At 71.6% G+C, this 12628-nt stretch carries 15 protein-coding genes and 1 pseudogene; 3 read left to right on the forward strand and 13 right to left on the reverse strand.

The genetic code is table 11. The annotated features are described in order from the left end of the window. Nucleotides 1–2 precede the first annotated feature (2 nt). From AC3X7R_RS02505 to AC3X7R_RS02540, 8 genes and pseudogenes are all read right to left on the reverse strand, one after another. Nucleotides 3–788 carry an SDR family NAD(P)-dependent oxidoreductase gene (locus AC3X7R_RS02505; RefSeq protein ID WP_489963975.1) on the reverse strand — a complete coding sequence of 262 codons (786 nt, stop codon included), beginning with the start codon at nt 786–788 and terminating at the stop codon, nt 3–5. After that, nucleotides 779–1630, reverse strand: a complete 852-nt coding sequence (locus tag AC3X7R_RS02510) for an ABC transporter permease (RefSeq protein WP_489963976.1) — start codon at nt 1628–1630, stop codon at nt 779–781. Before AC3X7R_RS02510 ends, AC3X7R_RS02505 begins: the two co-directional genes overlap by 10 nt. Continuing rightward, a complete protein-coding gene (locus AC3X7R_RS02515; protein ID WP_489963977.1) occupies nt 1627–2517 on the reverse strand; it encodes an ABC transporter ATP-binding protein in 891 nt (296 codons plus the stop codon). Before AC3X7R_RS02515 ends, AC3X7R_RS02510 begins: the two co-directional genes overlap by 4 nt. Further along, nucleotides 2510–3544, reverse strand: coding sequence for an ABC transporter substrate-binding protein (locus AC3X7R_RS02520; RefSeq protein WP_489963978.1), 1035 nt, complete (start codon nt 3542–3544; stop codon nt 2510–2512). The genes AC3X7R_RS02515 and AC3X7R_RS02520 overlap by 8 nt, the downstream gene beginning before the upstream one ends. 145 nt (nt 3545–3689) lie before the next feature. Continuing rightward, nucleotides 3690–4064 (reverse strand): SbtR family transcriptional regulator, encoded by a 375-nt coding sequence (locus tag AC3X7R_RS02525; protein ID WP_489963979.1) that lies wholly within the window; start codon nt 4062–4064, stop codon nt 3690–3692. 9 nt (nt 4065–4073) lie between these two features. Beyond that, nucleotides 4074–4301: pseudogene (locus tag AC3X7R_RS02530) on the reverse strand (helix-turn-helix domain-containing protein); the annotation flags it as partial. Nucleotide 4302: 1 nt separating this feature from the next. Continuing rightward, on the reverse strand, nt 4303–4854 hold the full coding sequence (locus tag AC3X7R_RS02535) for a UGSC family (seleno)protein (protein WP_489963980.1): 552 nt from the start codon (nt 4852–4854) through the stop codon (nt 4303–4305). Between the two features lie 23 nt (nt 4855–4877). Then, complete coding sequence (locus AC3X7R_RS02540) at nt 4878–5984, reverse strand: hypothetical protein (protein WP_489963981.1); 1107 nt, start codon at nt 5982–5984, stop codon at nt 4878–4880. Between the two features lie 133 nt (nt 5985–6117). Between AC3X7R_RS02540 and AC3X7R_RS02545 the strand changes: the two genes are divergently transcribed. After that, a complete protein-coding gene (locus AC3X7R_RS02545; protein WP_489963982.1) occupies nt 6118–7470 on the forward strand; it encodes an MFS transporter in 1353 nt (450 codons plus the stop codon). Nucleotides 7471–7476: 6 nt separating this feature from the next. Here AC3X7R_RS02545 and AC3X7R_RS02550 read toward each other — a convergent pair whose 3' ends face one another. Together AC3X7R_RS02550 and AC3X7R_RS02555 are read right to left on the reverse strand one after the other, a co-directional pair. Further along, the gene (locus AC3X7R_RS02550; RefSeq protein WP_489963983.1) at nt 7477–8178 is read right to left on the reverse strand and encodes a tyrosine-protein phosphatase; all 702 of its coding nucleotides are present in this window, start codon (nt 8176–8178) and stop codon (nt 7477–7479) included. Continuing rightward, nucleotides 8175–8957, reverse strand: a complete 783-nt coding sequence (locus AC3X7R_RS02555) for an enoyl-CoA hydratase-related protein (RefSeq protein ID WP_489963984.1) — start codon at nt 8955–8957, stop codon at nt 8175–8177. Before AC3X7R_RS02555 ends, AC3X7R_RS02550 begins: the two co-directional genes overlap by 4 nt. Nucleotides 8958–9167: 210 nt before the next feature. Between AC3X7R_RS02555 and AC3X7R_RS02560 the strand changes: the two genes are divergently transcribed. After that, nucleotides 9168–9704, forward strand: a complete 537-nt coding sequence (locus tag AC3X7R_RS02560) for a hypothetical protein (RefSeq protein ID WP_489963985.1) — start codon at nt 9168–9170, stop codon at nt 9702–9704. 209 nt (nt 9705–9913) lie between these two features. Further along, nucleotides 9914–10567, forward strand: coding sequence for a hypothetical protein (locus tag AC3X7R_RS02565; RefSeq protein WP_489963986.1), 654 nt, complete (start codon nt 9914–9916; stop codon nt 10565–10567). Nucleotides 10568–10571: 4 nt separating this feature from the next. Here the strand turns inward: AC3X7R_RS02565 and AC3X7R_RS02570 are convergent, their stop codons facing one another. From AC3X7R_RS02570 to galE, 3 genes are all read right to left on the reverse strand, one after another. Continuing rightward, the gene (locus tag AC3X7R_RS02570) at nt 10572–11081 is read right to left on the reverse strand and encodes a carboxymuconolactone decarboxylase family protein (protein ID WP_489963987.1); all 510 of its coding nucleotides are present in this window, start codon (nt 11079–11081) and stop codon (nt 10572–10574) included. A gap of 1 nt (nt 11082) precedes the next feature. Then, a complete protein-coding gene (locus AC3X7R_RS02575) occupies nt 11083–11556 on the reverse strand; it encodes a carboxymuconolactone decarboxylase family protein (RefSeq protein WP_489963988.1) in 474 nt (157 codons plus the stop codon). A 63-nt stretch (nt 11557–11619) separates the two neighbouring features. Next, nucleotides 11620–12624 (reverse strand): UDP-glucose 4-epimerase GalE, encoded by a 1005-nt coding sequence (galE, locus tag AC3X7R_RS02580; protein ID WP_489963989.1) that lies wholly within the window; start codon nt 12622–12624, stop codon nt 11620–11622. Nucleotides 12625–12628: the final 4 nt, after the last annotated feature.

Consider the following 12628-nt stretch of genomic DNA (forward strand, 5'->3'; position numbering starts at 1 on the left):
TGTCAGGTGGTGGCGCCGCGGGCGCCGTCGATCACGAGGTGCGAGCCGTTGATGTACTCCGCCTCCCGGCTGAGCAGGAAGAGCGCCGTCGACCCGACCTCGTCGGGGCGGCCCAGCCGGCCGGAGTAGTTGCGGCCGATCAGGTCGGCGGCGGCCGCGGCGGGGTCGCCGGTGCCCTCCAGGTGCTGGGTGAGCAGGGCGGTCTCGATGCTGCCGGGGCAGATGGCGTTGCAGCGGATGCCCTGGCGGCCGAAGTCGACGGCCACCGCCCGGGTCAGGTTGAGCATGCCGGCCTTGCTGACCGCGTAGGCGACGTGGCCGGGCCGGGCGAAGAGCCCCTCCAGCGAGGAGATGTTGACGATCGCCCCGCCGCCGGCCTCGAGCATCGCCGGGATGAGCGCCCGGCACATCCGCCAGGCCCCCTTGAGGTTGACGTCCATGACGGCGTCCCACTGCTCCTCGGTGAGGGAGACGACGTCGGCCTCGATCAGTCGGCCCGCGTTGTTGACCAGGCCGGTCACCCGGCCCTGCCAGTCGAGCACGGTGCGCAGCGCGGCGTCGACCGAGGCGGCGTCCGTCACGTCGAGCACGGTCCCGTGAGCGGAGAGCCCGTCGGCGGTCAGCTCGGCGACGCAGGTGTCGACGGCCGCCTTGTCGAGGTCGCCGATGAGCACGTGGGCGCCGGCCTCGGCGGCCGTCCGGGCGATCGCGGCACCCAGGCCGCGGGCGGCGCCGGTGACCACGACCACCTCGTCGAGCAGGCGGGGCGCCGGGGAGGTCACTGCCATCTCAGCACCCACCGCTCGAAGACGCCCAGCAGCCGGTCCATCACGAAGCTGATCAGCGCCAGCACCACCAGGACGGCGAAGACGCCGCCCACCTGGAGGGTGTTGCTGTAGCGGACGATGTCGGTGCCGAGCCCGTCCCGCGAGCCGATCATCTCGCTGGCGATGACGCCCAGCAGGGCGTAGGTCAGCGAGAGCCGGATGCCGGCCACCACGACCGGCACCGAGCCGGGGAGCACGATCTTGCGGTAGCGCTGGATCGTCGACATGCCGAGCGAGTCGGCGAGCACCAGCAGGTCGCGGTTGGTCTCCTTCACCCCGGCGCGGGTGTTGAAGAGCATGATGAAGACGACCAGGGTGACGCCGACGGCGGCCTTGGCGTTGACGGTGAGGCCGAACCAGACGATGAAGAGCGGCGCCAGCGCGATGCGGGGCAGCGAGTTGAGCGGCACCAGGAAGGGCTCGAAGACCCGGTCGAGGTAGTCCGAGGAGCCGAGCACCAGGCCGGCCAGCCCGCCGAGCGGGACGCCGATCAGCAGGGAGAGGCCGACCGCGTGCATGGTGGCCAACGTCTGGCTCCAGAGGGAGCCCGACTCGTAGAGGTTGCGCAGCTGCTCCCAGACCTCCAGCGGCCCGGAGATCAGGGACTTGTCGACCAGCTCGTGGCGGCCCAGGGCGTCCCAGGCGAACATCAGGACGACGAAGAGCACCACCTGGCTGAGCAGCACCGCGCGGCGGCTGTGCCAGAAGGAGCCCGACGGGCCCTTGGGACCTCGGCGCCGCGGCGCCTTGCCTCTGCTGGGGCCGGCGGTGGGGCCGGTGGCCTCGGCGGTCGCGACGCTCATCGTTCGCCCTCCTTGAGCTCGTCGAAGAGCTGACGGTGCAGGGTCCGGAAGCTGTCCTCGAAGAGGATCTCCTCCAGCCGCAGGTGGCGGGGCCGGGGCACGTCGACGGTGTGGTCGTAGGCGATCCGGCCGGGGTGGGGGTGCATCACGATCACCCGGTCGGCCAGCAGGAGCGCCTCCTGCAGGTCGTGGGTGACGAAGAGGACGGTGGCACGGTCCTCGGGCCGGTTGGACTCCCAGAAGAGGAGCAGCTCGCGCTGCAGGCGCAGCTTGGTCTGGGCGTCGAGGGCGGCGAAGGGCTCGTCCATCAGCAGGATCTCGCGGTTCGGCGCCATGGTGCGTGCCAGCGCGACGCGCTGGCGCTGGCCCTGCGAGAGCTGGCTGGGGTGGCTGGCGGCGAGGTGCTCCAGCTCCACCGAGCGCAGCGCCTCCCGGGAGCGCTCCTGCAGCTCGGAGCGGGAGATCCCCTCCCCCTCCATGCCGAGCTCGACGTTGCGCTGGGCGTCGCGCCACGGGAGCAGCGCGTCGCGGGCGAACATGTAGGAGGTGTCCTTGCTGCCCATCTGGGGTGCGTGGCCGTTGACCTCGACGGCGCCGTCGGCGGCGGCGAGGAGCCCCGCGAAGACGTGGAGCAGCGTGGTCTTGCCGCAGCCGCTGGGGCCGACCAGGGCGACGAAGTCACCCTTGGCCACGTCGAGGCTGACGTCGTCCAGGATCGGCACCGTCGACCCGCCGCCCGACGACGGCTTCCCCGTGAGGCGGCCCAGCAGCGAGCCGCTGCCCTTGCGGGGCGGGTAGTGGAAGGTCAGGTTGCTGACCTTCAGCGCAGAGGGCTGCGGTGCGGTGGTCACGGCGCTGGCCCGTTCGGCGGCGGCGGTCTCAGCCATCGAGGCCCTCCCAGAGCATGTCGGCACACCGGATCGTCGGCTCCGACTCCACCGTCTTGGCCTCCTCGGCCTGCTCGGCGCTGAGGTCGATCGCCGCGCAGTCGAGCTCCGGGGAGAAGATCGTGGTCATCCCGTCGGGTCCGACGAACTGCTCGGCGACCGCCTCGTCGAGGCCGAAGTCGTCGGCCAGGAAGGAGACGACGTCGGCGGAGTTGGCGTCGTCCTGGAGCCACTCGTCGGCCTCGGTGATGGCCGCGCAGAAGTCCTTGGCCTTCTCGGGGTTCTCCTCGAGCCACTCGGTGGTGGCGAAGTAGCCGGTGTGGAAGGGCAGCTGCTCCCCCGACTTCACCATGTCGACCGCGACCCGGGCGTTGCCGGCGGCGACCTCCGACTGCTGCACGAAGGGGTAGCCGAAGATCGCGTCCACCCGGCCGGAGCCCAAGGTGGCGGCGGCCTCGCCCACGGTGCCGACGGCGACCAGGGTGATGGAGTCGATGTCGGCGCCCGCCTGGTCGACCAGCGAGCGGAAGTAGGCCTCCTGCCCGGCGCCGAGGCTGTCGAGGCCGAACGTCTTGCCCTCCAGCGCCTTGATCCCCTCCTTCCAGTCGGTCGGGTCGACCGTCTCGATGTCGGAGTCCTCGGTGACCATCACGACGTTCCACGCCTTGTCGACCCCGCCGCAGAAGAAGCGGACGTCCTGGCCCTGCTGCTGGGCGGCCATCACCTGGCTGACGGCGTTCTGGGCGACGTCGATCGAGCCGGAGGTGAGGGCGGCGAGCTGGGTGCCGGCCGAGGTGACCTGGACGAAGTCGGGGGTGATGCCCCGCTCCTCGAAGAAGCCCTTCTCGGCGGCGATCTGGTCGGGCACGGTGATGCCGGCGCCGGCGAAGTTCGCGATCGTCACGGCGTCCGAGGAGGCGCTCTCGTCGCCGTCGTCGCCCCCGCAGGCGGAGGTGAGCGCGAGCATCCCGACGCACGCGACGGCGAGGGCGGTGCGACCGGGGCCGCGTCGAAGACCTGAATTCATGAGCACTCCTGCGTTGGGGAACGAGTGTGACTTAAATCACACGATAACTGACAATAGTGAATAGGAATAGGGAGTCAAGGGTGTGCCAGGGGCTGGTCCGCAGCGGGGCGTCGACCCGCCGGCGGAGCCGACTTCCGGCCCGCTCTCAGACCCGGATGGCGGTCCAGGTGAGCTCGGCGACCCGGTGCCACTGGTCGGGGTCCGAGCGCCCCTGTTCGGAGAGACGACCGGCCATCCCGAGGATGAGCAGGGTCAGGTCGGCGTAGCTCACGTCGTCGCGGACGAGCTCGGCGCGCACGGCCCGGCGGAGCGCCTCGGTGAAGCGGGCCTCGACCCGGGCTCGGGCGTTGCCCATCCGCTCCGTGAGGTCGCCGGCCCGCAGCAGGTCGAGCGCCATCCGGTTCTGCCGGAACCGCTCCACCACCTCCGCGATCAGGTCGCGCAGGGTGTCCTCGCGGGCGTCGTCGGCGACCCGCTCGTCGAGCACCTCGGCCCACTCCTCGAGCCAGCGGGTGGCCACCTCGCTGAGCAGCTCCTCCTTGGTGGCGAAGTTGCGGAAGACGGTGGCGTTGCCGACGTCGGCCCGCTCGGCGATCTCCGCGACCGTGGCGCTGAGCCCGCGCTCGGCGAAGACGGCGACCGCGGCGTCGGAGACCCGGCGACGGTTGCGCGCAGCATCGGCCCGCGGCCGGCGCTGCGGGACCTCCGCCGCCCCGTCGTCGACGCCCTCCTCGACGGGGGGCGTGCCGGTGGCGATCTCAGCCCCCCGCGGTCACGAGGGCCGGGCCGCCGAGCTGCTCGGTCGCCGCCGGGACGACCGAGCGGGCCAGGGCCCGGAGCCGGTCGTCGCCCTTGGTCGCCACCGGGTGCGGCACCACCAGGCTGTGGTAGCCGGGAGCGCCCAGGTTGGCGGCGAAGCGGGCGACGTGGGAGATGAAGACCTCCGTGATCAGCACGGTCGAGGCGACGCCCGCGCGCTCCATCAGCAGCGCGTCCTGGAGCGAGGAGGCGCTGCACGAGCCGCAGTCGCCGACGCCGGCGATCACCAGGTCGGCGCGGGCCACCAGGTCGGCGATCTGGTCGTCGTCGAGCGGGACGGCGGCCGAGGCCTTGCTGATCATCACGACGTCGGCGAGGCCGAGCGCCTCCTGCAGCTCGGCGCCGATCATCCGGAGCAGGTCGCCGGCGCGGGGCTTGCCGTTGTCGACCAGACCGAGCCGGGCGCCGGCGAGCGCGGGCCGCGCGGCGAGGCTGATCGGCTCGGCGGGCGGGTCGGCGACGGCCGGCACGTGGACGGTGATGGTGTTCATGGCCCCTCCTGGGCGTCGGTGGGTCAGGCCTTGGCGAGCGTGGAGAAGTCGATCTCGCAGGCGTCGGGGCCGCAGTCGGGCATCGCCTCGCCGAGGGTCCGCACCCGCCGGGTCACCGCGCGCACGTGCTGGACGCCGGCGAAGCTGGGGAGGTAGGCCGACCAGCCCGGGCCGCCGCCGCCGGCGGTGACCAGGAAGACGTCGTCGGCGCTGGCCATCGCGGGCAGCTTGCCGTCGGGGCCGGGGGTCATGTCGTGCTGGCTGTTGACCTCGAGCGGTACGCCGTCGGCGAGCAGCTCCGCGGGCGTCACCCGGCTCTCGCGGGCCAGGAACTCGCGGGTCTGCTCCTGGGTCCAGCCCGCCTGGGTCAGCGCGAGGGCGTGCTCGGGCCCGAAGACGACGATGCCCTGCCCGCCCTTGCCGACGGGGAAGTTGGAGGAGGCCTTCATCGCCGAGACGAAGGTGCGCAGCACCTGCTCGGGCACCTCGGAGAGGTGGTTGGCCACCTGGCGCGGCGCCTCGGTCGCCATCACAGTCACCGTGGTGTCGTCGAGCTCGTAGCCCTCCTGCACCCGCAGCGGCGACCAGGGCGCGGCCGGGTCCGACTCGGCGAAGCAGAGCGTGTACTTGCCCGGGTTGCCCAGCGACGAGGCGTCGAGGTCGCCGGTGGCGGCGCCGAAGACGTTGCGCGCCACCAGCCGCACCGCGCGGCCGATGGTCGCGTTGGCCCGGTTGCCGGCGCCCAGGGCGTTGTGGCCGGAGTTCATGCCGATCTCCTGGGCCAGCGGGCCGCTGACCACCACGCAGGTGGCGGCGCCGCCGGTGCTGGTCCAGGCGGCGTGGGCGTTGAAGGTCGGGTCGAGCGCCGCGGAGAGCGCCGCCACCACGACCGGGAAGTACGACGGGAGGCAGCCGGCCATCACGGCGTTGACCGCCGCCTGCTCGGCCGTCACCGAGCGGCCGCGCCGCGGGATGCCGCCGATGACGTCGTCGCGCTCGAGGTCGACGGCGGCCAGCATCGCGTCGACGGCGGGCACCGTGGGCGGCACGACCGGGAGGCCGTCGGTCCAACCGCGCCGGAAGAACTCCTCGGCGACGTCGTCCTGGTCGAGCTCCAGCAGCTCCGACATGGCGATCTCCTTCGGTCTGGTGTGACCTGACCCACAGTAGGAAGCAAAACGGACTGAGTCAATCCGTTTCGGTGGTCAGTTTCGGCGGGCCGCTGGCGGCGGGCCCCGCGGTGCTGCCTAAAGTGACGGCACCGTGCCCGCCCCCGCCCCTCTCCTGCTGCCCACCCTGGTCCTGCTGACCACCGTCTCGGCGCTGATCGGGTCGCTGGGTGCCCCCCTGGTGCCGGAGATCGCCGGCGAGTACGGCGTCTCCCTCGACACCGCGCAGTGGTCGCTGACCACGAGCCTGCTGGTCGGGGCCGCGGCCACGCCGGTGCTGGGGCGGCTCTCGGCAACCCGGCACCGCAACGCGGTGGTGGTCGCCGGGCTGGCCGCGGTGACCGTGGGCGGCGTGCTCTGCGCCTTCCCGCTGGGCTTCGGGGTCTTCCTCACCGGTCGCGGCCTGCAGGGCCTGGGCTACGGGCTGACCCCGGTGGCGATCGCGATCGCCCGCACCCACCTCCCCGAGGCGCGGCGGGCCGGCGGCATCTCCCTGCTCTCGGTCACCACGGTGGCCGGGGCCGGGCTCGGCTTCCCGTTCGCCTCGATGATCGCGGAGGCGTGGGGCCTGCACCTGGCCTTCCTGACGGGCACCCTGCTCAGCGCCGCGGCCCTGGCGCTCTGCCTCGCGGTGCTCCCGGTGAACCCGTGGGACGAGCCCGCCCGCGTCGACTGGGTCGGCACCCTGCTGCTCTCCGGCGGCACCACGGCCGCGCTGGTGGGGCTGGCCGAGGCGACCAGGGCCAGCACGCCGTTCCTGGTGACGACGTTCGGGCTGGCACTGGTCTGCGCGCTCACCTGGGGGTGGTGGGTGCGGCGCACCCCGCGCCCGATCGTCGACCTGCGCCTCGCGCTGCAACCGGTGCCGCTGCTGGCGCACTCCACGTCGTTCCTGGTCGGGCTGGGCGCCTACCTGCTGCTGCCGCTGGTGACCGTGGTGGTCCAGGCCGACGGCTGGGGGCTCGGCCACGGCCCGGCCGCGGCGGGGTGGCTGATCACGCCCTACTCGGTGCTGAGCGTGGCGGCGAGCCGGGCCGGGCTGCGGCTGGCCACGGTGATCGACCGGGTCTACCTGCTGCCGCTGGGCTCTGCGACCTACCTGGTGGCCTTCGGCTGGGTGACCCTCTTCCACGAGTCGCTGCCCCAGCTGGTGGTCGGGATGGTGCTCGCCGGCACCGGCAGCGGACTCGCGCTGGCCGCCATCCCGGGGCTGCTGGTCAGCTCGGTGCCGGCCTCGGAGACCGGCAGCAGCCTGGGCTTCAACATGGTCGTGCGCTACCTGGGGTTCTCCCTCGGCAGCACCCTGGGCGTCTTCGTGCTCACCTTCCACGGCGAGCCCGACGGCGCGGCGTTCACCCGGGCGATGCTGGTCTGCTGCGCCGCGGGGGCGGTGATGGTCGCGGTCTCCCTGCTGTACGCCGTCCGCGCGCGGCGACTACGCCCGTAGCGGGTCTCACCCGTCGCGGAAGTGACCCGTCCAGTCGTCCAGCGCCGCCTCGGGGGTCCCGTGCTCCACCAGCCAGCCGCGCGCTCCCCCGTGCCGGGGGTCGTCGATCACCTCGACCACCTCGGCCATCGCCTCGGACGAGGTGAGCAGCCACTGGGGGTTGACCGGCTTGCGCGTCATGTCGGCGTGCTTGCGGATCCGGGCGACCACGGCGTCCATGTTGTCGCCGGTCAGCGCGTAGTCGGCGATGACGTCGTCGGGGGCGACGCCTGAGCTGAGGAGCAGCGCGGCGACCACGATCCCGGTGCGGTCCTTGCCGGCGGTGCAGTGGACCAGCGCGGGGCCCGGTCGGGTGACCACGATCTCGGCCGCGGCGGCGACCCGGTCGGCGGCGGAGTCGAGGATGTGCCGGTAGAGCTCGCCGATGGCGGCGTCGCGAATGTTCTCCGGGGCGGCGGCCTCGTGGAGCGGGTGCAGGATCCGCTCGGCGCCCTCCAGGGAGTACGGCACCCGGTTGGCCTCGCGCTCCATCCGCAGGTCGACGACGGTGGCCGGGGGCCAGTGCGCGACGTGCTCGGGGTCGAGGTCGTCGGGGTGGGGGGCGTCGCTGCGGTAGAGCACCCCGCGCCGGGTCACCCCGCCGCCGGCGACCGGGAGGCCGCCGAGGTCGCGGAGGTTGACCAGCCGGTCCGCCTCGGGCGCCGTCATTCCTCGTCCAGCACCTTCTTGGCGAACTGCGGCTTCTCCTTGGCCAGGAAGGCGCGGACGCCCTCGGCGAAGTCCGCACCGGTGTAGACCTCGCGCAGCAGCTCCTCGTCGAAGGCGGGTGCGTGCTCCTGCTCGGTGGCGCGGGCGTGGAGCTGCTGCTTGGTGGCGCGCTGGGTGGTGGCGGAGGCGCCGATGATCTCGGCGACCAGCTCGTCGAGGGTGCCGTTGAGGTCCTCGGTGATCTCGGTGAGCGCGCCGACGGAGAAAGCCCGCTCGGCGTCGACGAGGCGGCCGGTGAGCAGCATCTTGCGGGTCAGGGACTCGCCGAAGACCGCCGCGCAGCGGTGCACGATCGGGGCGGCGAGCGCGTTGCCGAGCGTCTTGGCGATCGGGTAGCCGAAGCGCGACTCGGGGGTGGCGATCCGGATGTCGCAGTGGGTGGCGACGGCCAGCCCGCCGCCGACGCAGAAGCCGTCGATGGCGGCGACGGTCACCTGGGGTACGGCGAAGAGGAGCCCGAGCAGCTCACGGATCCACTCCTCGTAGGCGACGGCGTCGGCCTCCAGGAAGTCGGAGATCTCGTTGCCCGCCGCGAACGCGCGGCCGCCGGCCCCCCGCAGCACCAGGACCCGGACGTCCGGGCGGTTCTGCAGGTCCTCACAGAGCTCGCGCAGCTCGCGGTACATCGCCTTCGTGAAGGCGTTGTGCCGTTGCGGACGGTTGAAGACCACCGTCACCACGCCGTCCGCCTTGGTCACCAACAGCTCTGGATCGTTCACCACCCCAGACTAGGGAAGCCGTTCCGGGGCTCGGCACCGGGTCCGGCTGACGTGTGGGTGCCCCGCGCAGAGGGTGGTCGTGGCCCCCAGAATTGGGGAACTTCGGAGGGCCCGGCCCCACTCACGCGGGATGCCTGTGGACAGCCGAGGGCAGGGCCGAGGGCTGCCCCTACTGTCGATCGCGCACGGCTCTTCCGGGGGAGGTACTCCATGTCTGTACGACGACCAGGCCCGTCCGCGCGACGCTCGCTCGCCCTCCTCGCTGGGGCTCTGGCGCTCTCCCTCGGTGGGTGTGCGGAGGATGCGGAGCCCAAGTTCGCCGAGCCGTCGGTGTCACCGTCACCGTCGCCGTCGGAGGCGGAGGCGGAGGCGGGTGTCGAGGAAACGCCCGAGGAGTTCATCCAGCGGTGGGTAGACACGGACCTGGAGATGCACAACACCGGAGACACCAGGGCGCACAACAAGATCGCCGGTGAGTGCGAGCCATGCCTCGAAACCGCTGATCGCATCGAGAAGATGTACGCAGCCGGGGGATTCGTCGAGTGGGACGGCATGGAGATCACCAGGCTCCAGAAAATATCGCCCCATAACTACGACATCTGGGTGACCGTGGCACCCACGCGCTATAAGACGGCAAGCACTGCCCCCGTGGAACGCTTGGCTGGCGGCGAGACCAAGTACATGCTCACCCTGCGGCGAACGCAGGAGGGTTTCACGCTCGTCGACCTGTCTCGTAGGCCGCTGTGAACCTCGCGGTAGTCCTCATCCTCGTCAGCTCGCTGAATCCGGCACCCGTGCCAACCCCGGCTGCCGACGAATGCAGTACAGACGTGGCTCTTCGTGACGTGAGCGTGACGTGCACTCGCACACCCGAGGAGATCCGCCAGCGGATCAATAGCACCGTCAACCAGTACGAGTATCGCGTCAGGAGGCTCTGCCAAGACCTGGAGACGGGCGTGCGTCCGATCGACGAAGGGCCATGTGACCGCCCTGCCTACTGCGACGAAGCCTCTTCGACCGGGCGCTACCTGGTCGATCGCCGGCTCCGCACCGGCGGCCCCTGGACGTTCGACAGCCACGTGTGTCTCGGGGAGGAGAACGAGGTCAACACCCAGGGCGAGCCGGGTCCCGCAGAGGCAGCCGCCGCCTTCGCGACACTCCAGTGGCCAGCGGCCACCCTGGTCCTCCAACCGCCCGGCGGCGAGACCTTAGTCAACCTCGACACGGTCTTCTCCACCCCCTCCGTTACCCCCGTGACCCAGTCCGTCACGCTGCTGGGCCAAGCGGTGACCATCGAGGCCAGTCCCGTCTCCTTCGCCTGGACCTGGGACACCAGCCCCGACGCCCACCCGGACGACGCCAGCACGACCACCACCTCCCATGGCGGGACGCCCTTCCCCGAGGGCGGGACGGCCCTGCCCGACGACGCCATCACCCACCGCTACACCCAGGCCGACACCAAAGTCCGTCCTAGGCTCGACGTCACTTACAAGGGCAGGTTCCGCGTCGGCGACGACCCCACCTGGCAAGACATCCCCGACACCCGCACCATCACCGGCGCCCCCCAAGAGCTCACCGTCCTGGAGGCCCGACCCACCCTGGTGCGCTGACGGGTCAGCTCAGGACGTGGTCGCCGCGCTCGTCGAAGGCCAGGATGTTCCTGCCCTCCACCGGAGACTCCATCCGCAAGGCCACCAGCGACTTCTGGGCGCTCCACTTCACGATGTCGCCGACGATCTCGATGACCTCCTCCGGGGAGAAGAACTCGAGCACCTGGGTGCGGAGCTCCGGCGAGACGCCGACGGGGGTGAAGATCATCGCGTCGGTCAGGCGGAGCGCGACCTTGACCCGTTCGGGCAGGTCACTGGTTTCGTAGCGGTCGATAGCGGCGCTGGTCTCGTCATCGAAGCCGGCGGCAAGGGCGTCGCTCGACCGGAGCGACTGGCACAGCCGGCAGTCGTGCACGCGGGCACAGCGCAGCCGCACCGCCTCGGTGACCAGGCTGTCGACCCCGCCCTGGCGGACGGCGACGCGGGCATAGCTGCGGATCGCGGCGTCGAGCGGGGTGCCACGTCGTCCGGAGCTCCGGTCGAGGATGTCGAGGCGGGGCTTCAAGGTCTCCATCTCAGCCTCCCAGGCCCTGGTCGCCGACCGGCTGCTCGTCGAAGATCGAGCCGAGCACCAGGTCGGCCCGCGAGGAGAGGTCCTGGACGTAGAGCGCCATCACGAAGTCGTAGATCTGCTCCTCGGACCACCCCGGCTTCAGGGCGTCGATGTCTGCTTGCGACACCGCACTCACCGACAGCACGAACTGCTCGGTGAGGTTGAGGCAGGCCCGCTCCTGCTCGCTGAACAGGTCGGACTCCCACCACTGCGACAGCGCCGCCACCTTCGCCGGCTCGAGCTCCGCGGAGGACCCCGCGGCCGAGGCAGGCGCCACGGCCGAGGCGTCGGAGTGCATCTGGCGCATCCGCAGCAGGCACAGCCCCACCTCGGGGCCGTGGCTCGTCGCCGACGCCACGTCCCTCATGGCGAGCAGCTCCTCCACCAGCTCAGGGGCCTTGCTGTGGACGAAGCCGCCCGTGGCCAGGGCGCTCATCGCGCCACCCGGGGAGATTCCATGCGCATCAATCTCCCACCGACTGGCCGGTAGGTCAACGGCTCACTCGTAGCCGAGGATCTCCTTGCGCTTCTCGCCCCACGCCAGCGCGGAGGCGATGGCGTCGTCGAGGGCCAGCTCGGTCTTCCAGTCCAGCAACCGCGAGGACTTGTCGACATTGGCGAACGCACCGACCGCGTCACCCGGACGCGGCGGCGCCTCGCGGACCGGCACCGGCTGCCCGAAGACCCGCTCGAAGGAGGCGACCAGCTCGCGGACGGTCGTCCCCTGCCCCATCCCGACGTTGATCACCGTGCTGGGCGCGTCCTCGGCGGCCAGCACGTCGTCGAACCGCTCGACGGCGCGCACGTGAGCGCGGGCGAGGTCCCAGACGTGGATGTAGTCGCGGATGCCGGTGCCGTCGCGGGTCGGGTGCTCGACGCCGGTGATGGTGAAGGCGTCCTTGAGGCCGCGGGCGGCCATCACCAGCTGGCCGAGCACGTGGGAGGGCTCGCGCACGTAGATTCCGGACTCCAGGTCGGGGTCGGAGCCGACGGGGTTGAAGTAGCGCAGGATGATCGCGCGCAGCGAGGTGGCCTCGGCCATGTCCTGCAGCACCTGCTCCATCATCCGCTTGGTGCGGGCGTACGGCGAGCCGGGCGCGAGCGGGTCCTCCTCGGTGACCTCGAAGTCGGCCTTCTCGGCGTACAGGGAGGCGGAGGAGGAGAAGAGCACCCGCGGCTTGCCGAGCGCGACGAGCTCGTCGAAGAGCTCCAGCGACTTCGCGACGTTGTCGCGGTAGTACTCGTAGGGCAGCTTCATCGACTCGGGCACGAGGATCCGCGCCGCCATGTGGATGGTCGCCTCGATGTCGGGGTGGTCGGCGAAGATCCGGCGCAGCAGCTCGCGGTCGGCGATGTCGCCCTCGTAGAAGATGCGGTCGCCCACGAAGGCCCGCGGGCCGCTGAAGAGCGAGTCGAGCACGACGGGGGTGTGGCCGGCCTGCTCGAGCGCCTTGCAGGTGATGGTGCCGATGTAGCCGGCGCCGCCGGTGACGAGGATCTTCATGGTC

The sequence above is a fragment of the Nocardioides sp. Z22_16 genome (genome assembly GCF_058134365.1).